The organism is Kitasatospora sp. NRRL B-11411 (assembly GCF_000721345.1).
In the GTDB taxonomy this organism is placed as follows: Bacteria; Actinomycetota; Actinomycetes; order Streptomycetales; family Streptomycetaceae; genus Kitasatospora; species Kitasatospora cineracea.
The window spans coordinates 103,423-122,621 of sequence record NZ_JOGH01000002.1 but is presented as its reverse complement, the minus strand read 5'-3'; the positions used below and the strand labels follow the sequence as shown (position 1 = coordinate 122,621).

Here is a 19,199-nt window from a genome sequence, read left to right as displayed (position 1 = left end):
TCCGGCTGATTTCGGAACCGGTGACGTCGCTGGAAAAAGGTGTCCTTTTGTCCAGGGCCGTTCCCCGCCGTCCGGGGTGATTCACCAGCCGGAAGTCCGAGGGGCGGGGCGGCGGAGCAACCGGCCGAACCGGCCGTGCCGTCGCCGCGCACCCGGCGTCTGTGACGCGGTGCTCGGTGTCACCGGCGGGCGGCCGGACCGGATGATTCGGTCCGCCCGCCCCGCGGGGTTTTGTACGCTGCGGGCATGCCCACCGTGAAGCCCCGAACCTACGACCCGGTGAAGGTGCGCGCCGCGCTCACCGGGCAGCTCGACGCGATCGCCGCCGCCGTCCGGGAACTGGACGACGAGCGGCTCGCCCGCCCCACCCGGCTGGGGGAGTGGCGGGTGCGCGAACTCGTCGCCCACCTCGGCATGGTGGCCAGCTGGGTGCCGCTGCACCTGCACGACCCGCTGCCGCCGCAGGCCCCGATCACCCCGCTGTACTGGGCGTCGCAGACCCGCACCGCGGCCGCCACCATCGACGCCACCGCGGTCGAGCTGGTGGCCGAGCAGTTCGCCGGGGACGCCGCCCAGGTGTCCGGCGAACTCGACCGGCAGATCGGCGAGTTGTGGAAGGCCCTGGACAGCGACGAGGGCCGGGAGCCCGGCCGGATCATCCCGATGCGGTTCGGCCCGATGCCGCTGGCGGACTTCCTGGTCACCCGGCTGGTCGAGACGGTGGTGCACGCCGACGACCTGGCCGACGCGCTGGGCCTCGACGCCTTCCCGCACGACCGCTTCGCGCTGGCCTCCACCGCCCGGCTGCTCGCCGACGCCTTCGCCGTCCAAGTTCCGGGTGGCGCAGTCGAGTTGCGCATCCCGCCGTACGCGGTGGTGCAGGCCGTCGAGGGCCCCCGGCACACCCGGGGCACTCCGCCCAACGTGGTCGAGACCGACCCGCTGACCTGGATCCGGCTCGCCACCGGGCGGGTGCCCTGGGCCTCGGTGCTGGACGTCGCGCTCAGCGCGAGCGGCGAGCGCAGCGACCTCTCCGCGTACCTGCCGGTGCTGGGCTGAGCGCTACTTCCCCTCGGTGAGCGCGGCGGCCAACTCGCGGACGCCCGCCTCGCGTTCGGCCGCCGTGTCACCGTAGTCGTAACTGTGGCTGAACTCGGCGGCCGGGAAGGTCCGGGCCATCCACACGCTGCAGTAGTGGCCCGGCATGAAGCAGGCCTGCAGCTCGGTGTAGACCTCCAGCACGTCCTCCGGGGCAAGGCCGGCGGCCGAGAGCCGGTGCCACAGCGCCTCCTCGGCGTGCAGGGCGAGCGAGCCGTCGGCGGTGACGATCTGCGGCTCGCCGTCCCGGCCGCGCACCTTGAACGCCGCGTACCCGGGCACGCCCCGGGTGTGCCGGACGTCCTCCAGCACCCGCGGCCACCACTGCTCGTCGCTCTCGAACGCGCGCAGGTCGGTGCCGCGCATCCGGCTCTCCGCCGCCGAGAACAGCCGGAAGACCTCGTCCGGGTTCCCGGCCGCGCCCAACGCCCGCAGGTTGTCGTCCAGTTCGCACAGGTTGTCGAGGAACGCCGCCAGGCCGCCGTTCACCGGCACCGACGGCCCCTGGAAGGTCACGTACACCGCCCAGACCCGGCCCTGCCCGTCCAGGCACAGCTCCGCGCCCCGGTCGTTGCCGAGCCGCGCCCACCCCGCCTCCGGCCGGTCGTCCACCGCGAGGCCCACGCCGCGGGCCCAGTCGGCGAGCCGCAGCGGCTCGTCCTCACGGGCAGCACTGAAGTACGGCCCCACCTGCAGCGGCACCCCGGCGGAGGCCAGCAGCGCGACCGCCTCCGCCGGCGCGGCAGTGCCGGCGAACTCGGCGGGTGCGGGGCGACGCAGGCCGGACGGGCCGAAGCGGTCGAGCAGGCGCTGGGTGAGGTCGGTGGTCATGGCTCCGTCGTTTCGGTTCAGTAGCCGTAGCGGAATTCGTGCAGGATGTTCTGCCAGACCGGCTGGTCGAGCAGGCCGGGTTCGACCGCGCGCAGTTTGGCGGACAGTTCGTCGAAGACCTCGTCGTCGCTCGGCAGTTCGAGGTCGGGGTCCTCCTCGTACCCGTCCTCGTCGAGGGCGGCGGGGTACAGCTCGGCGAATTCCGGCAGGTGGGCCCGGCACCAGTCGATGTCCTCCGGGTCCAGCCGGGCGACGGCCGTCCACATCTCCCGTCCGCCGAAGGAGAGTTGGCAGCGGGCCAGGGAGTGCAGGCTGCGGTGGGCGGGGCGGCCGTCGACGGTCGGCGGCTGGTGCGCGCCGAGGGCGTACACCTCGCCGGTGGCGCCGTCGAGGGCGAAGGTGCCCGCGATGGAGGAGCCGATCACCACCATGGCGGCGCCGTCGTCCGGCAGGCCGGGCCAGTGCTGGGCGGGGCTCTCCGGCGCGCACGCCTCGGGCAGGCCGACGAGCAGCGGCTCCACGGGGTAGACGATCGCGCTGGGCGCGTCGATCAGGCCGATCCCGCTGAGGAAGGCGCGGGCGGCCGGGTCGGTGATGACGGCGGGCAGCTCGGCCTCGGGGACGCGGCGGAGCCCGTCGGCGCCGTAGACCTGCTCCAGTTCGGCGCGGGTGACGGGTCGAACCGGAGGCAGGGGCACGGCGGAGGTCATGTGGCCACCCTAACTCGGGTGCCCCGGGGCCAGGGCGTCATGGGTGGAGCTGGCGTCGGCGCTGCTTGAGGCGGGCCAGGTAGTTCGTGTGGTCGGTGTGGTCGTCGCTGTAGTCGAAGCTGTGACTGACGTCCGTGAGGCCCGGGAACGTCGTGTGGATCCAGGCGCCGCAGTTGGAGCCCTTCGCGTTGCAGGGGGCTCTCTCGGTGTACAGGGAGCGGATGTTGGGGCCTTGGAGCTGGTCCAGGATCGGAGCGGCGATCCGTTGCTCGGAGTGCGCCTTCATGAAGTCGCTGCGGGCGACCAGGATGAAGTTCCGTTCGCCGTCCTGGTAGTGGAGCGAGGCGTAGTTGCTCCGGGCCTTGTCCACAGGGGCCCGCGTGGAGACGGGGGTGCCGTAGTCGCCCTGGGCCTGCCGGGCCCGTTCGGTGGCCCGGGCCAGTTCGGAGCCGCCGGTGCGGACCTTGCGGGAGTTCACCGCGGGCGAGCCGACCGGCGGGACGCTCTTCGGGTCCACCTTGAACCGCGGGTGGTTGCCGTTCGGGATGAAGTCCTTGATGCCGCTGTCGTCCTTGGTGTCCTTGTCGACCCGGGTCTTGGAGCCGTCGGCGTGCAGGCGGTGCAGGTCGCCCTTGTGGTCGAGGAGGTACACCGGGGTGGTGTCGTGGCCGCTGATGATCTTCTTGTAGTCGTCGGCGAGCTTCTTCTCCAGGGCCTGGTGGTTCTCGTTCATCTTCTTGAGGCCCTTGGAGACGTCCTTGGCGTGGTCGGCCAGGCTGTCGAGCGCGGTCTCGATCGCGCCGAGGGCTCGGTCCGCCATGTCGGAGACGATCTGGCCCAGCTTGTCGCCGCCGCGCCCGCTGACCGCCCGGGTCCTGGCCCGGGTGGTGCGGGCGTGGTGGTCCTTCATGGTGGTGAAGTGCGCGTCGAACTGGCGGGACAGGGTCTCGGCGGCGTCGAAGTCGTGCTTGACGGTGTCGCTCATCGCCCGCTCCGGTGGGTGCTCGGGGTGTGGGAGGGGGCTCGGTCCGGTCGGCCGGCGTTCTGGGCGGCACCCATGAGGGTGTTCTCGCCGAACTGCTTCGCCGCGCCGAGCGGGTCGTCCGCGTAGCCCTTGACCTGGTCGACGGACTGTTGGACGCCGTCCTTGAAGCCGGACTTGCCGGCGTTGGCGGCCTCGCCCCAGTTGATGCCCTGCTGGGCGCCGAGGGCGTTGCGGGCGAGTTGGACGACGAGGTCCTGGGCGATGCTGCCGAGGGCGGCGAAGACCGGGCCTTCGACGAGGGAGAGCAGTTCGGAGAGCAGCTGCTGCTCGGCCTCCTTGAGCAGGCGCCGGACGATGACGCGGGTGGCCTGGGTGGCGCCGAGCGCGCCGGCCTCGGACAGGCCGAAGGTGAACGGGGCGGCGGCCTGGGCGGCGATCACCTCGGCGGCCAGGATGCCGAGTTGGACCACGGCGGCGATCTTCGCGCCGGTGATCACCAGGGCCGCGCCGTCCAGGCCGGTGGCGAACAGTTCGATCGCCCGGCCGACCTGGGGCATGTGGGTGCCGATGACCTTGTCCCAGTGGGCCTGGAACGCCTCGGCGCCGGCGCCCTCGGTGATGCCGAGGAACTCCTGGGCCGCGCCTTCGATCTGTCGGCCGTCGGAGGCCAGGGAGGTGGCGAGGTCGCGGAGTTCGTCCGCCATCTCGCGGTACTCGTCCTCGTCGACGTTGGGCCAGTTGATGCCGATCAGGTCGAGCACCCAGGCGAGTTCGTCGGGCAGTACCACGCCCATGTCGAATATCCTTCCCCCGAATTCTGCTCGTACGACTATCAGTTGATATGTGAGAGCCGGTCAACTCCCGGCCGGTGACCGTTACCGGCTGGGTACGCTCTCGGCGGGCAGTCGTTCGGAAACGGGGGCAGGGCATGAGTACGGACGGTCGAGCACCGGCGCTGAACGCCGGACGCCGGATGGCCGGAACGGCGCTGCTCGGCTGGCTGGACGACCCGCGCGCGCCGCGCCTGTGCCGGATCACCGGCGGCCCGGGGGCCGGCAAGAGCCACCTGCTGGCCTGGCTGCTGGCGCTCGGCACCGCCCCGGACACCCCGCCCGGGCGGCGGGTGCACGCCGCGCTGCCGGCCGAGGGCCTCGACGTGCGCGGCGCGCTCTGGCTGCTCGGCAGCCAGCTCGGCTACGTCGCCCGCACCCCCGAGGAACTGTGCGCCGCCCTCGACGAGGACGGCCGACGGACCGTCATCTGCGTGCCCGAGCTGGACCTGGCCCCGGACCCGGCCCGGCTGGCCGCCGAACTCCTCGACCCGCTGCTCGGACTGCCGCACTTCCGGCTGGTGGTGGACGGCGGCGCGGAGGTGTCGTTCGCCGGCGTCGCCGAGCCGGCCGTCCTCGACCTGGATGACCCGCGCTGGACCGACCGCGAACGCTTCGACGCCTGGTGCGCCCGCGCGGGCCACGATCCGGCCGGCTATCCCAGCCCCGGTCGGGCCGTCGGCCTCCCGGCGGGGCGGCCGACGGACCCCGCCGGCCTGCTCGCCCGGGTGCCGCGCACCGGCGACGGCACGCTCGACCTGCCCGCCGCCGACGAGGACGTGCTCACCGGCCTGTGGATCGCCGCCGCCCGGGCCGGCGACCTCGGCCCGCTCGCCGCCGACCCGCTGCTGCACGTACGCGCCCGGCCCGCCGCCGTCACCGCCGCGCTCACCGGCCGCACCGACCCGGTCGCCACCGCGTGGGACGCCGCCGGACCGGCCCTGATCGACCTCCCCGACGTCGCGGGCCGGGCCCACACCCTGCGGGCCCGGTTGCTCACCACCGCCCCCGACGCCGCCGCCCGGCTCGCCACCGTGCCCGCCCCCTGGTCGGCCCGCTGGGCCCGCTGGGAGCCGGGCGCGGCCATCGGCACCACCCGGGGCGACGAGTGGCTGGTCGCCGACCGCAACGGCACCGTCCGCCGGTACTCCGCCGCCACCGGTGCCGTGGTCGGCCTGGTCCCGGTGGCCGAACCCCGGCCGCTCCAGGCGCTCACCGTCACGGCGGGCGGCACCCTGGTCCTGCTCGACACCTGGGGCGGCACCGAACTCCTCGCCCCCGTCCACCCGGCGCCCGGCCTCGAACCGTACGCCCTGGACGAGGCGCTCGCCCGGCTGGGCGCGGCCGCCGCCGTGCCCACCGCGGTGGCCGCCACCGCCCTCGCCGAGGACGCGCCGGCCCTCGGCGACGCGGTCGGCGCGGTCCACTGGTACGGGGCGGGCGAGGTCCACAGCGCCTCGCTGCACACCGGCCCGGTCACCGCCCTCGCGGCCCTCGCCCTCGGCCCGGAGGGGGTGCCGCTGCTGGCCGGTGGCGGCTACGACGGCACCGTCCGGCTCTGGGGGCCCGGCGAGGAGCCGATGGCCGCCCCCGTCGACCGCCGCCCCGCCCCCGTGACCGCCGTCGCCCTCGCCACCGGCCCCGACGGCCTGCTGCTGGCCGCCGCCTGGGCCGACGGCCTGGTCCGGGTCCGCCGCCCCGAGCATCCGGGTGGCCCGCTCGACCTCCGCCTGGGGTCACCCGCCCGCGCCCTCGACTTCCACAGCGGGGCCCTGCTGGCCGCCCTCGACGACGGTCTGCTCGCGGTCGATCTGCACCAGCTCTGAGAACCGTCGGCCTCTCGGCCTCTCGGCCTCTCGGTCCGGGGCCGTGCCGGGCGGGGCGCGGGACAGGACCACCGGCTGTGACGAACTCCCTTGGCGCGCATGATGCTTCGGCAGTTCGCGCGGCGTTGGCCGGGCAGACCGGGGCGCTCCGGAGGGTGGTGCTGGGCCCGGGGGAGCGGGAGCTGGGGCTGCCGACCAGGCTCGGGGCCTGGCGGGTGCGGGAGCGGGCGGACGGTTCTCGGCGGGCGGACAAGCCGGAGGACGGCCGGTCAGGGGACGGACGGGCCGCTCAGGTAGCTGCCGTCGGCGTCGTAGGGCCAGGCGTTGGCGGTGCAGCCCTTGAGGCCGTAGATCTGCTGCATCATCGCGGGGGCGGGCTTGCCCTTGCCGGGGCAGGTCTCGTGGCCGTGGCCGATCCGGTGGCCGACCTCGTGGTTGATGATCAGGGCCCGGTAGTCGGCCAGCGGGCCGTCGAACTCGGGTGAACCGGTCAGCCAGCGCTTGGAGTTGACCACCACCTGCTTGCCGACGTCGCAGTTCACCTCGCCGCGGGTGTCGAGGCCGCCGGTCGCGCAGATGGCGTCCGCGGTGTCGGGTGAGGCGATCTTGACGGTGAAGTCGTAGCTGCCGGAGGAGACCAGCTGGAAGCTGTCGCGCTTGTCGGTGGTCCAGCTGCGCGGGTCGGCGAGCACGGCCTGGACGGCGGCCGCGGCGCCGTTCGGGTCGATGCCGATGCCGTCCTCCACCTCCACCCGGTAGCGGCGCAGGGTCGCGCCGCTGCCGACCCGGCCGCCGGAGGCGGTGGCGATGGTGAAGTCGCCGCTGCCGTGCCCGACGATCTGCGGCGGCGCGCTGGAGGCGGGTGGCGACGCGCTCGGCGGAGGCGTCGGGGACGGTGTCGGGGACGGCGTGGGGGAGGGGGAGTCGGTCAGCGGCGGGGTGACGGGACGGGCCTGCAGGGACGCGTCGTCGGCCCGCCCGGCGACGGCGGGCCGCAGGGCGACGTATCCGGCGGTGCCCAGCACCCCGAAGGCCAGGACGCAGCCCACGGCGAGGACCGCCCGGCGGCGGGCACGCCGACGGCGGATGCTCCTGCGGGCTGCGCGCATCTGGTTCCCCCCGGGGCGGTGACAGTGTGGACGGTCCACCCGGGAGCGGGCCGCATCGAGAACATACGCGGTATGGCCCCGTTTGGTTCCGGGCCGGCCCCCGGTCCGGTCGTCCGGGCAGCCGGGGCCTGCCCGAACGTCCGCCGAGGCCTGCCCGATCGTTCCTTGGCCCGCCCACGGAACGGCCCGCCCACGGAACGGCCCGCCCACGGAACGGCCCGCCCACGGAACGGCCCGCTCATGGGAACGGGCCGCCCCCCTGGTGGGGGGCGGCCCGTCCGGTCGGCACGGGGCCGTCGCTCAGTGCTCCTGCTTGAGCACGGTGTACGCCTCGGCGCTGCTGTCCTTCAGGAACTGCCAGCAGCGGGCCTCCTCCTCGGTCTCCTTGATCGCCCCGGCGGCCCGGGCGAGCGCCGCCAGGCAGCGCAGGAAGCCGCGGTTGCCGCGGTGCTCCCACGGGACGGGGCCGTGTCCGCGCCAGCCGCTGCGGCGCAGCGCGTCCAGGCCGCGGTGGTAGCCGGTGCGGGCGTAGGCGTAGGACTCCACCGTCCGGCCGGCGGCGAAGGCGTCGTCCGCGAGCATCGCCCAGGCCAGGCAGAACGCCGGGTACTCGGCGGCGACCTGGGTCGGCGAGGCGGACTCCTCGGCGAGCATCCGGTAGGGCTGCTCCTCCTCGGGCAGGAGGGTCGGCTCGGGGCCGTCGAGCAGGTTCTTGTGCATCTCCATGGTGTGCCAGTCTGCCACCCGCCCCGGCCGGTCCGACCGGGTCCGACCGGAACTTCCGCTCCGGGGGCGGGCGGCGGTGGGGCGGTCCGGGCCCGGGAACGGCGGAGCCCCCGCGTCCCGGGGCGGGGACGCGGGGGCTCCGGCGGCGGGCGCGCGGGCGCCTTACTTCATGCGCTTGCCGGCCGAGCGCAGCTGCTGCGCGGCCTCGGTGACGCGGTGGGCCATGCCGGCCTCGGCCAGCTTGCCCCAGGTGCGCGGGTCGTAGGTGCTCTTCTTGCCGACCTCGCCGTCGACCTTCAGCACGCCGTCGTAGTTGCGGAACACGTGGTCCACGACGGGGCGGGTGAAGGCGTACTGGGTGTCGGTGTCGAGGTTCATCTTGACGACGCCGTTCTCCAGCGCGGTCAGGATCTCCTGCTCGGTGGAGCCGGAGCCGCCGTGGAAGACGAAGTCGAACGGGTCCTGCTTGCCGTACTGCTTGCCGATCTCGGCCTGCAGGTCGGCGAGCAGCTCCGGGCGGAGCACGACGTTACCCGGCTTGTAGACGCCGTGCACGTTGCCGAACGAGGCGGCCAGCAGGTAGCGGCCCTTCTCGCCCAGGCCGAGGGCCTCGGCGGTGCGCACCGCGTCGGCGACGGTGGTGTACAGCTCGTCGTTGATCTCGTGGGTGACGCCGTCCTCCTCGCCGCCGGTCGGGGTGATCTCGACCTCGAGGATGATCCGGGCGGCGGCGGCCTGGGCCAGCAGCTCCTGGCCGATGGCCAGGTTGTCGGCCAGGGTCTCGGCCGAGCCGTCCCACATGTGCGACTGGAACAGCGGGTTCTCGCCGCGGGCCACGCGCTCGGCGGAGATCGCCAGCAGCGGGCGGACGTAGCCGTCCAGCTTGTCCTTCGGGCAGTGGTCGGTGTGCAGGGCCACGGTGATGTCGTACTTGGCCGCGACGATGTGCGCGAACTCGGCCAGCGCGACGGCGCCGGTCACCATGTCCTTGTTGTACTGGCCACCCAGGAACTCCGCACCACCGGTGGAGATCTGGATGATGCCGTCGCTCTCGGCCTCGGCGAAGCCGCGCAGGGCGGCGTGCAGGGTCTGCGTCGAGGTGACGTTGATGGCCGGGTAGGCGAACTTGCCCGCCTTGGCCCGGTCGAGCATCTCGTTGTAGGCCTCGGGAGTTGCGATGGGCATGCGAATCCGCTCCTGTCGGTGTGGGGCGATCGGACGACGCTGTCCGAAGGCTCGATACGCCTGTGGTTCACGACATCGATGCGGTACGAGCGATAGAGGGTGGCAGCTCGACCGCGGGCCGGACACCTCGGCCATCCTCCCAGACTCCCCCTCCGGACACACCCAGCGGCCCGCCACTTGGGACGGCCGACCGGTGGAACCCCCGCGCGCCGCCGGTTAAGGCTTCGCAAAGCAGTACGGGCTATCCTGCGCGCGTGGAACACATCCAGCTCGCCGTCAATGTCCTTGACGCCAAACAGCTCGTCGCCTCCGTCGGCGCCATCGGGATCCTGGCGATCATCTTCGCCGAGACCGGCCTGCTGGTCGGGTTCTTCTTCCCCGGTGACTCGCTGCTGATCCTGGCCGGCGTCGCCGCCTCCGGTGCCGCCGAGAAGGTGCTCGGCCCCGGGGCCCAGATGAACATCGCCGTCCTGCTGATCGGCGCACCGCTGTGCGCGATCGTCGGGGCGCAACTCGGGCACCTGCTCGGCCGCAAGGTCGGCCCGAAGATGTTCGACAAGCCGAACTCGAAGATCTTCCGGCCCGAGTACGTGGGCAAGGCGGAGGAGTACTTCGAGAAGTTCGGCCCGGCCAAGGCCGTGGTGATGGCCCGCTTCATCCCGATCGTGCGGACCTTCCTGAACCCGGTCGCCGGCACCCTGCAGATGCCCGCCAAGACCTTCTTCGTCTGGAACGTCGTGGGCGCGGTGCTGTGGACCGAGACCATGCTGCTGATCGGCTACTTCACCGGCGACCAGCTCGCCCCGGTGATCGACAAGTACCTGCTGCCCGCGATGGCGCTGATCATCCTGATCTCGGTCTCGCCGATCTTCGTCGAGGTGATCCGCGATCGGAAGAAGAAGAAGGCCGCCGCGGCCGAGGGCGGCACCGCCGCCGCGCAGCAGGGCGAGCCGGTCTCCAGCGGCCGCCACCGCAAGCACTGAGCCGCGGCCCCGGCCCGGCAACGGCGAGGGCCCCGACCACCACCCGGTGGTCGGGGCCCTCGCCGTTGTTCCACGTGGAACGCGGGCCGGCCGGCCGGAGGCTCAGAGCCCCAGGTCGTCCAGGGTGTACGCGGTGACGTACGGCAGGCCCGCCTCGGCGATCGCCGGGGCCGCGCCGCGCTCCACGATCACCGCGACGCCGACCACCTCGGCGCCCGCCTCGCGCAGCGCCTCCACGGCGGTCAGCACCGAGCCGCCGGTGGTCGAGGTGTCCTCCACCGCCAGCACCCGGCGGCCCTTCACGTCCGGGCCCTCGATCCGGCGCTGCAGGCCGTGCGCCTTGCCCGCCTTGCGGACCACGAAGGCGTCCAGCTTGCGGCCGCGGGCCGCCGCCGCGTGCAGCATCGCCGCGGCCACCGGGTCGGCGCCCAGGGTCAGGCCGCCCACCGCGTCGAACTCCAGGTCCGCGGCCGCGTCCAGCATCACCTTGCCGACCAGCGGCGCCGCCTCGGCGTCCAGCGTGATCCGGCGCAGGTCGACGTAGTAGTCGGCCTCCAGGCCGGAGGAGAGGGTGACCTTGCCGTGCACGACGGCCTTGTCCTTGATCTGCGCCAGCAGGGCGTCCCGGTCGTTGCTCATGGACAGCCAGTTTAGGGGGCCGCCGACGGGCTCAGCGCCGCCGCAGGGCCCGGACCAGCACCACCGCGCCGCCGATCAGCGCCACCCCGCCGCCGATCATCCACGGCAGCGCGCTGCGCTCGCCGTGCGCGCCGGGCAGCAGCGTCGGCTCCGAGCCGCCCCAGCGGGAGGCCGCCCGGGCCCGGGCGCTGTGGGCCGGCGGGGCGGGCGCGTACCGGCCGTGCGGCGGGGCGTGGTCGACCTCCTCCGCGGAGCGGCCGACGATGCTGCGCCGCACCGGGGCGCCCTCCTGGTCGTAGCCGGGCTCCGGGCGCGGGGCGGCGGGCACCGGGGTGGGCAGGTCGTCCGCGTCGTCGAAGGAGATCAGGTCGGAGAGGTCGTCGTCGAGGTCCTGGCCGCGCTCGCGCTCGTCCAGGAAGACCACCGTCGCGCCGTCGGCCGGGTCGTCGTCCGCCTCCTCGCCGTCCCGGTCGGCGGGCTCGGACACCTCGGCGACCAGCGCCGCCACCGCCCGGTCGATCAGCCGGCGGCCGGTCGCCTCCAGCGCCTCGGCCTCGAAACCGGCCAGCCGGCCCGCGGCGGTCAGCTCGGTGGCGAACCGGATCGCGGTCTCGCCGGTGCGCTCGGCCAGGGTGATCCGCAGGCCGGCGGCCACCGGGGCCGCGCCGCGGATCTCCTCGCCGCTCAGCCGCACGGCGAGCGCGCCGTCCTGCCAGTCGCCCACGGTCAGCCGGCCGGCGAAGGTGATGGTGGACCCGGCGACCCGGATCCTGAGCCGGCTGTCGGCCCCCCCCGGGGCGGACGCCGACGCGACCGCGCTCAGCCCCGGCACGCAGCGGGCCAGCAGCTCACGGTCCAGCAGCGCCTCCCGGACCACCTCGGCGGGCACCGGGACGACAACCTCATGCTCCATACCGGCGAGCCTACCGACCGCCCGCCGCCGTGCCGAGCCCTCCACGCGAAGCCGGGCCGACCAACCCGCCAATGGGCGCAGCGCGCACCGGGCCCGGCCGCCCCGGCGGCCCCGCGCACGGCCCGAACTGCCCGGTGGCGGAGGCCGGTTCACGGCCCCAGCAGGGTGTGCGGCGGCGGCAGCGGGGAGGGCCGGCCGGCGGCCAGCCGGGCCTCGGCGGCCCGCAGCGCGGGCACCGTCAGCGAGCGCGGGGCCGGAACGTCCGGGGACAGGCCCAGCGCGGGGGCGGTGCGGGCGGCCAGCAGGAAGGCCGAGGCCGGGCCCGGCTCCCCGCAGTCCTCGCCGGACGGCCCGCCCGCCCGGTACGCGACGGCCGACAGGCCCGCGGCGGCCAGCCCGGACTCGTCCGCCCACAGCCCGCCGCCCGGGGCGTCCGGCGCCCCGCCGCGGACCGCCAGCCGGCCCTCGGGGGCCAGCCGTCCGGCGGCCAGGCCGAAGAACTCCAGCGAGCGGTACTTGCCGCCCGAGACGGCGCCGTCCAGGTCCGAGACGATCACGTCGAACCGCTCGGCGGACCCGCGCAGCCAGCCCATCGGCTCGGCCTGGACCAGCCGCACCCGCGGGTCGTCGAAGGCGTTCCCGGTGAGCGCGGCGAACGCGGCGTCCCGGCGGGCCAGCCCGGACAGCTCCGGGTCCCGCTCCACCACCAGCACGCTGCGCACCGCCGGGTGCAGCAGCACTTCGCGCAGCGCCAGGCCGTCGCCGCCCAGCACCAGCACCCGGCCGCTCGGCCCGGCGGCCAGCGCGGGGCGCACCAGCGCCTCGTGGTCGCGGTACTCGTCGGGGCCGCAGACCGCCAGCCGGCCGTCCAGGAACAGCTCCAGCGGCGGCGCGCCGCGCTGCGCGGGCACCCGGGGGGCCTCGTCCGCGCCGCCGGCCAGCACGATCTCCTGGTAGCGGCTCTGGGTGGCGAACCGGATCGGGCCGCCGTACAGCGCGTGCCGGGCGGCCCGTTCGATCGCGCCGGTGCAGGCGGCGGCCAGCGCGAGCAGGGCCAGCACCAGGCCGCAGCCGGTCCACAGCAGCAGCCGGGTGCGCGGGGCGGGCTCGGTCCGGAACAGCCAGAGCACCACGGCGGCGCCCGCCACCGCGTTCACCGCGCCGGTCAGCAGCGCCCCGGCGGTCTGGCCTAGGGCGGGCAGCAGGACGAACGGGAAGGCCAGGCCGCCGATCAGCGCGCCCACGTAGTCGGCGGCGAACAGGTCGGCGACGGCGCGGCCGGCGTGCTCCTGCCGGATCCGCTGGATCAGCGTCATCAGCAGCGGGATCTCGGCGCCGATCAGCAGGCCGATCAGCACGGTGGCGGCGATCAGCGCCACCAGGGTGGCGCGCGGCTGGTGCAGCCAGGCCCAGCCGCAGTACAGGGCGAGCGCGGACAGGCCGCCGACCAGCGACAGCGCGTACTCGACCAGCGCGAAGGAGGTGGCCGGGCGGCGGGTGAGGCCCTTGGCGAGCAGCGAGCCGACGCCCATGGCGAACACCATCACCGACAGCACCACGGAGGTCTGGGTGACCGAGTCGCCCAGCAGGTAGCCGCCGAGGGCGACCAGTTCGAGTTCGTACACCAGGCCGCAGGCCGCGCAGACGAACGCGGCCAGCAGGACCAGGATCCGGGCCGGACGGGGAGCCACCGCCGTCGGTACGGCGCCGCCGGCCCGGACCGCGCCGCCGGGGCCCGCGGCGCGCGGGGCGGTGGGCCGGGGGTCGGCCGCGGGCGGGGGCGGGGCGGCGTCCGGACCCGGCTGCGCGGGTCGTCCGACCGGGTGGTTGATCATGAATGAACGCTAGGCGAGAGCCCGGGTGAATGGCTGCACCCATCCGGGGGACAGGGCGGGGTGCCGGGTTGACGCCCGCTCACCAGCCGACCTGCGCCGGTTCCCCGGGCCCGGCCGGGCCGTCGGCCGGTGCGCTGCCCGGCAGCGAGAGCGAGGAACGGGTGCACACCAGCCGGCCCTCCTGCGGGTAGGCGTGCCACGTCCGCCAGTGCACCCGGCGGTCCTCGCAGTGCGCGACCAGCGCGGTGAAGGCGCTCGGATCGCCTGGGAAGACCCCCGCCAGCGCCCGCGGGTGCCCCTCGACCAGGGCCAGCAGCTCCTGGGCCCGGGCCTCGAACACGTACGGCGGCAGCTCCTCGATCCGGGCGGCGAACTCGTACTCCCAGCCGGCCACCTGCTCCGCCACCCGGGCGGGCAGCGGGGTGCGGCGGCCCGGCAGGCAGGCCACCGTCTCCAGGCAGTCGCCCGGGCCGGCCGCCAGCACCACCTGGTGCGAGGCGCCCAGCAGCCGCAGCTGGAGGGTGCCCCGGAGGCCGTCCGGGGCGCCGGGGGCGCCGTCGAGTCTGAGGTCGCGGACGGCCAGCGCGGGCAGCGGTTCGCCGCCCAGCTGCCAGGCCAGGTCGCCGGCGCGGGTGTCCGTGTAGGAGGTCTGCAGGGTGGTGAGCATGCTCGGCTCCGCGTTTCAGCTCCGTGCGCGCCCCCTGGGACCGGAGTCCGCCCCTCATCCGTGAGGCTGTTCGAGACTGTCCGATCCGGGGCGCGGCCGACCGTGGAAGGAAGGATTCCGGCTGGAGATTCAGCAGCAGAGAAGCACGAATTCTCCGGGTCCGTCAGGGATTTACCCATGTTTGGCACTCATTCACCGTTCTGGGGCCTGTGCCCGACTGGGTGTGATCGGTCCCGGGTTGCACTCTGTTCACCGCACTCCCCTGCGCGGGTGTCACGCGCCGTGCGCGCCGGTGGTGCACCCCGCACACCCCCGCGCCCACCCGTCCCCGCCCGCCCCCGGCCGTCGCCGGGCGCTCCCGGATTCCCCCGCCGCGGTCACGGCTCCCGGGAGAGGGCCCACCAGAGGGCGCCGTAGCCGGTCACGACGCCCGCGACGCACAGCGCGGCCGGGGACGGGGCGACGACCGCCGAGAGGGCCCCGGCCAGGAGCTGGCTCGCGCCCAGGGACAGGGTGGAGAACATCAGGTCGACGCTGAGGACGCGCCCGCGGAGGCCGTCCGGGGTGGCCGACTGCAGGGCGTAGGAGGACAGCGTGGAGTTCATGCTGCCGCCGACGTGGGCCGCCACGACCAGCAGCACGGCGGCCGGGAACCAGGTGACCGCGGAGAAGCCCGCGTAGGCGGCGCCGAACAGCAGGGTCGAGGCCAGGGTGAGGAGCCGGATCCGCTCCTCCCGTCCGGACAGCAGCCGCCGCCCCAGCACCGGGCCGATCAGCGCGCCCACCCCGCGGGCGGCGTACAGCAGGCCGACGCCGAACGCGCCGACGTGGAACACGGTCGCCGCCAGGGCGGGGAAGAGGGCCAGCACCCCGTTGCCCAGGGCGGTGCCCGGCTTGGCGAGCAGCAGGGCGACGATCCGGCGGTCCCGGCGGGCGAACGACGCCGTCTCGCGGAGGTCGTCCCGGACCAGCCCCCGCACCCGCCGGCGCGGCCGGTCGCCCCGGCCGTCGTCGAAGGGCCGGCGGACCCGGCCGACCAGGGCCGCGGAGACGGCGAAGGAGAGCACGTCCAGGGCGAAGCACCAACCGATGCCGAGGACGGAGGTGAGCAGCGCGCCCAGCGAGGCGCCCGCGGCGAGCATGACGCCCCAGGCGCCGCCGCCGAGGGCGTTGGCCGTCAACAGGTCGGACCTCGGCACCAGGTGGGGGAGCGCGGCGCTCGCGGCGGGGCCGTGGAACGCCTTCACGCCCGCGACGCCGCCCAGCGCGACCAGGGCGATCCACACGGTCGACCCGCTCCGGACCAGGAACAGGGTGGCGACGAAACCGGCCGAGAGCAGGTCGCAGAGCACCATCAGCCGGCGGCGGTCGACCCGGTCGACGACCACCCCGGCGTACGGGGACAGCGCGGCGATGACCAGGGTGTCGGCGGCGAGGACGAGCGCCCCCCACAGCGGACCGCCGGTCAGCTCCTGGAGCAGGGCCAGCAGCGGGACCACCGCGAACCAGTCGCCCCCGAGGCTGACCAGCTGGGAGAGGTAGACGCGGCGGAAGTCGGCCTCCTGGCGCAGCAGCCGGACGGCCCGCCGGGGAGCCGTCCGGGGCGCGGCCGCCGTGCTACTGCCCATCGGCGCTGAGGACGGCGCGCAGTTCGTCGGTCCGCCCGGCGAGCAGGAGGCCGAGCCGGTGCCGGTCCGGTCCGGGGAGCTGTTCCAGCACCCGGGGGTCCACCCGGGAGAGGAAGCCGCGGCCGAGTTCCAGGGCGGTGGCCATCGCCCGGTCGGTGTTCTCCAGCAGCGCGCGCATCGCGACCCGCAGGTCGCCCAGGCACATGTCCCGTTCGTAGGCCGGCAGCAGTTCGGGGGCGCGGGTGCGGACGAGGTCGCCGGTGACCGCCGTCATCCGCATCCGGGCCGCGATGTTGTCGGGCTCGTGGAGGCGCTGGGTGATGGAGCGCTCGCCCTCCTCGCGGATGCGCCAGTGGTAGACGACCTCCGCGAGCACGTCCACGGCCCCGGCCTCGATGTGGGCCCGGACGGTGACGGGCGCGTCCTCGTACTGGGGGAGGGCGAAGGCGAGGCGGTGGCGGTCCCAGAAGGAGCGGCGGAACACCTTGTTCCAGATCATCCGGTCGAGGATCAGGGCGTGGTCGCGGGTGATGTGGGTGCGGCGGCGCGGAGCGGCGAAGACGTCGGCGTACCGGGGGTGGCGGTGGGTGCCGGTGGAGTCGAGGCGGCGGACGTCCCCGGAGGCGAAGTCGGAGCCGGTGTCCTCCAGGGACTCCACCAGGAGCCGGTAGGCGGCCGGCGGGACGACGTCGTCGGAGTCGGCGAACGCCAGGTAGTCGCCGGTGGCCCGGCGGGCGCCGGTGTTGCGGGCGGCGCTGAGGCCCCGGTGGGGGCCGGTGAGGAGGTGGAACCGCCCGTCCCGGGCGACCCGTTCGGCGGCGATCCGGGGGCTGGCGTCGGTGGAGCCGTCGTCGACCAGGACGACCTCGGTGTCCCGGAGCTCCTGCGCGGCCAGCGACTCCAGGAGGGCCGGGAAGTAGGGGGCGACGTTGTGGAAGGGCACGACGATGCTGAGAGTCGGCACGGGGTTACCTCAGTCCTGGGAGGTGCGGGCGAGGATGCCGGTGGCGCAGGCGGGGCCGCCCGCGCCCTTGGCGAGTTCCGGGATCGGCACGCGGGCGGCGCACTCGACCCCGTGCCGGGCCAGCAGGGCCGCGGTGTCCGGGCAGCCGTCCGGCAGGAGGACCGCCCGCGGCGCCACCGTGACGAAGTTGAACGCCAGCCGGGTGCGGACCTCGTCGGACTCGGGGACGTCGAGCACGGTGAAACCCAGGTCGCGCAGGTGCCTGACCTCCCCGGGGCGCAGGAGCGAGGTCCGGGCGGCCAGCAGGTCCGCGTCGAGCACCTGGAGGACGCCCAGCAGGTGCTGCACGCCGGGTGGCACGGACAGCCGCAGCACCCGCGCGCCCTGGGCCCGGGCCTCGTCCTCGACCTGCCGGGCGCCCGCCCCGTTGGTGCGGACGCCGAGGCCCACGGCGACGAGGTCGGGACGCAGCCACGCGGCGTCGGCGCCCTCGAAGAGGCCGTCGGCGCCGATGGTCCGGGCCACCGGCACGCCGAGCCGGGCGCACAGCCGGTGGGCCTGCAGTTCCTCGCCCGCGCGGACGCTGCTCGCCATCCGCGGGATCACGGCGCCGGCCCGGGTCATCCACAGCAGGTCGCGTGCGTACACCGCGTTGGCGCCGCGGTACGGGTTGCCGCCGGGGGGTGCCGGGGCGGGCAGCTCGTGCACGGTGACGCCCAGCGCGCGGTAGGCCCCGGCGAGCCCGTCCAGGTCGCGGCGGAGCGCGTCGTGGTCGATCCGTTCCAGGTGCTGGAGGGCGTCCGGCGGTCCGGCGGTGAGGAGTGCGGCGGGCGGGAGGTGCAGGGCGACGTCGGTGAGCGGGTCGCAGTCGCGGCTCACCCGCAGGGGCGCCCAGGCCCCGCCGGGGGCGAGGTCGTCCTCCTGTCGGCCGGGGCGGGGGCGCCAGCCCGGGCCGTGGTGGGCGGCGGCGGTCACGTCCACTGCTCCTCCTGGCCCTTGCGGTAGCCGAGTTCGTCCGCGACGGCCCGGACGTCCGGGTGGTCGACGGCGGGGAGCACCAGCCCGGCCCGTTCGCGCCAGCGGGCCGGCCGGGGGCGGGCGGTCGCCATCACGACCGGGAGCGGTACCGGCCCGGGCGGTTGCGGGAGGCCGGCGAAGGCGAAGACCGACCGGAGGGTCCGTTCCCGGGTGGCGGGGTCGAGGATCCGCTCGAACGGCACGCGCAGGACGGCGTCCGCGGTGCCGGGCCCGAGCCCGTCCAGGACCGCCCGGTGGGCCCCGGCCCACTGGTGCGCGCACACCCGTTCCAGCGGCTGGTCGACGAGGTCCGCCCAGCCGGGCGGGAGGTCGAAGTTCCACCAGCGCCGGGCCGCCGCGCCGAGTTCGGAGTACCCGGCGATCGACAGGGGGTGCTGCCCGGAGACGTCGTACGAGAAGAACCCCCGGTCGCGCCAGCCGTCATAGAGGCCGTTGACGCTCGCGGCGGGGTTGCGGGTCAGGTGGACCACCCGGATGCGGGCGTGGGGCAGCAGCCGGCGCAGCAGCGGCAGCCGGTAGGCGTCGACGGACGACTTGATCACCAGGGGGTGCCGGCGCAGGGCGTCGGCGTCGGCGGCCGGGCGGGCGCGCGGGACGACGAACGGCGGTTCCTCGATGCAGTAGCCGTCGTGGGGCGGGCGCAGGTCGCCCCCGGCGGCCGGGCCGCGCAGCGCGGGCGGCAGGTCGTAGCAGGACGGGTCGAGGCGGGGGTGGCCGGCCCGCAGGCGGTGCAGGACGGCGGCGAACAGCGCATCGGGGTCCTCGGGGCGGGCGCAGGCCCGGACCGCGTGGTCGACGGCGTCCCGCACGGCCGGGTACCCGATCTCCTCCAGCGGCCACTGCAGGGCGAGCCGGCGGGTCACGACGGCCGCGTACCGGGTCCGGTCGGCGGGGTCGTGCGGGGGCCGGTGGCCGCCCGAACCGAGCAGGGACACGAAGTCCCGGGAGAGTTCGGCCCGGTCGAACGCGGTGTCCGGGGCCAGCGCGTCGGAGCCGTCCGGGCCGCGGTCGAGCCGGTTCAGCTTGTACAGCGCGGTGTGCTCGCCTCCGAGGGAGAGCACGTCGGACCGGTCGGAGAGCACCTGGTGCAGGAGGCTGCTCCCGCCCCGGGAGGAGGCCACCACGGCCACCGCCTCGGCGACCAGGGAGAGGTCCGCGCCGGCGGCGGGCTCCTCGGGAACGGCGCGGCGGAGGGCGTCCAGGGTGCGCCGGGCGGCGGCCAACGACCTTTC

18 protein-coding genes are annotated in these 19,199 nt (G+C 75.2%); 3 read left to right on the top strand and 15 right to left on the bottom strand.

Annotation, left to right across the window (positions count from 1 at the left end):
- Positions 1-246 precede the first annotated feature (246 nt).
- A complete protein-coding gene (locus IH44_RS0101810; protein WP_030457563.1) occupies positions 247-1,059 on the top strand; it encodes a maleylpyruvate isomerase family mycothiol-dependent enzyme in 813 nt (270 codons plus the stop codon).
- Positions 1,060-1,062: 3 nt separating this feature from the next.
- On the opposite strand, the gene IH44_RS0101805 is transcribed toward IH44_RS0101810, so the two are convergent.
- From IH44_RS0101805 to IH44_RS0101790, 4 genes are read right to left on the bottom strand one after another with little or no spacing between them, the layout of a single operon-like run.
- The gene (locus tag IH44_RS0101805) at positions 1,063-1,929 is read right to left on the bottom strand and encodes a nucleic acid/nucleotide deaminase domain-containing protein (RefSeq protein WP_030457562.1); all 867 of its coding nucleotides are present in this window, start codon (positions 1,927-1,929) and stop codon (positions 1,063-1,065) included.
- Between the two features lie 17 nt (positions 1,930-1,946).
- Positions 1,947-2,639, bottom strand: a complete 693-nt coding sequence (locus tag IH44_RS0101800) for an SUKH-4 family immunity protein (protein ID WP_030457561.1) — start codon at positions 2,637-2,639, stop codon at positions 1,947-1,949.
- Between the two features lie 37 nt (positions 2,640-2,676).
- Positions 2,677-3,624, bottom strand: coding sequence for a nucleic acid/nucleotide deaminase domain-containing protein (locus IH44_RS0101795; RefSeq protein ID WP_030457560.1), 948 nt, complete (start codon positions 3,622-3,624; stop codon positions 2,677-2,679).
- The gene (locus tag IH44_RS0101790; protein ID WP_063759534.1) at positions 3,621-4,418 is read right to left on the bottom strand and encodes a hypothetical protein; all 798 of its coding nucleotides are present in this window, start codon (positions 4,416-4,418) and stop codon (positions 3,621-3,623) included. Before IH44_RS0101790 ends, IH44_RS0101795 begins: the two co-directional genes overlap by 4 nt.
- A gap of 134 nt (positions 4,419-4,552) precedes the next feature.
- Here IH44_RS0101790 and IH44_RS0101785 point away from each other — a divergent pair, with 134 nt between their 5' ends.
- A complete protein-coding gene (locus IH44_RS0101785; protein ID WP_157852060.1) occupies positions 4,553-6,280 on the top strand; it encodes a hypothetical protein in 1,728 nt (575 codons plus the stop codon).
- A gap of 269 nt (positions 6,281-6,549) precedes the next feature.
- Here IH44_RS0101785 and IH44_RS0101780 read toward each other — a convergent pair whose 3' ends face one another.
- The 3 genes from IH44_RS0101780 to fbaA form a co-directional block, all read right to left on the bottom strand.
- A complete protein-coding gene (locus IH44_RS0101780; RefSeq protein ID WP_035953559.1) occupies positions 6,550-7,389 on the bottom strand; it encodes a DUF3152 domain-containing protein in 840 nt (279 codons plus the stop codon).
- A 300-nt stretch (positions 7,390-7,689) separates the two neighbouring features.
- Positions 7,690-8,115 (bottom strand): DUF3151 domain-containing protein, encoded by a 426-nt coding sequence (locus IH44_RS0101775; protein ID WP_030457556.1) that lies wholly within the window; start codon positions 8,113-8,115, stop codon positions 7,690-7,692.
- Between the two features lie 162 nt (positions 8,116-8,277).
- Positions 8,278-9,300: a class II fructose-bisphosphate aldolase gene (fbaA, locus tag IH44_RS0101770; protein WP_030457555.1), complete on the bottom strand. Its 1,023-nt coding sequence runs from the start codon at positions 9,298-9,300 to the stop codon at positions 8,278-8,280.
- Between the two features lie 254 nt (positions 9,301-9,554).
- Here fbaA and IH44_RS0101765 point away from each other — a divergent pair, with 254 nt between their 5' ends.
- Positions 9,555-10,283, top strand: coding sequence for a DedA family protein (locus IH44_RS0101765; RefSeq protein ID WP_030457554.1), 729 nt, complete (start codon positions 9,555-9,557; stop codon positions 10,281-10,283).
- 102 nt (positions 10,284-10,385) lie between these two features.
- Here IH44_RS0101765 and pyrE read toward each other — a convergent pair whose 3' ends face one another.
- From pyrE to IH44_RS0101725, 8 genes are all read right to left on the bottom strand, one after another.
- Positions 10,386-10,922, bottom strand: a complete 537-nt coding sequence (gene pyrE, locus IH44_RS0101760) for an orotate phosphoribosyltransferase (RefSeq protein ID WP_030457553.1) — start codon at positions 10,920-10,922, stop codon at positions 10,386-10,388.
- 31 nt (positions 10,923-10,953) lie between these two features.
- Positions 10,954-11,835: a CoxG family protein gene (locus IH44_RS0101755; RefSeq protein ID WP_081966677.1), complete on the bottom strand. Its 882-nt coding sequence runs from the start codon at positions 11,833-11,835 to the stop codon at positions 10,954-10,956.
- A 149-nt stretch (positions 11,836-11,984) separates the two neighbouring features.
- A complete protein-coding gene (locus tag IH44_RS0101750) occupies positions 11,985-13,670 on the bottom strand; it encodes a hypothetical protein (RefSeq protein WP_081966676.1) in 1,686 nt (561 codons plus the stop codon).
- Between the two features lie 79 nt (positions 13,671-13,749).
- On the bottom strand, positions 13,750-14,337 hold the full coding sequence (locus IH44_RS0101745) for a DUF2617 family protein (protein WP_051816437.1): 588 nt from the start codon (positions 14,335-14,337) through the stop codon (positions 13,750-13,752).
- A 377-nt stretch (positions 14,338-14,714) separates the two neighbouring features.
- The gene (locus tag IH44_RS0101740; protein ID WP_051816436.1) at positions 14,715-15,965 is read right to left on the bottom strand and encodes an MFS transporter; all 1,251 of its coding nucleotides are present in this window, start codon (positions 15,963-15,965) and stop codon (positions 14,715-14,717) included.
- A complete protein-coding gene (locus tag IH44_RS0101735; protein ID WP_030457548.1) occupies positions 15,955-16,929 on the bottom strand; it encodes a glycosyltransferase family 2 protein in 975 nt (324 codons plus the stop codon). The genes IH44_RS0101740 and IH44_RS0101735 overlap by 11 nt, the downstream gene beginning before the upstream one ends.
- A gap of 9 nt (positions 16,930-16,938) precedes the next feature.
- A complete protein-coding gene (locus IH44_RS42315; RefSeq protein WP_051816435.1) occupies positions 16,939-17,910 on the bottom strand; it encodes a dimethylarginine dimethylaminohydrolase family protein in 972 nt (323 codons plus the stop codon).
- Positions 17,901-19,190, bottom strand: coding sequence for a hypothetical protein (locus IH44_RS0101725; protein ID WP_051816434.1), 1,290 nt, complete (start codon positions 19,188-19,190; stop codon positions 17,901-17,903). Before IH44_RS0101725 ends, IH44_RS42315 begins: the two co-directional genes overlap by 10 nt.
- Positions 19,191-19,199: the final 9 nt, after the last annotated feature.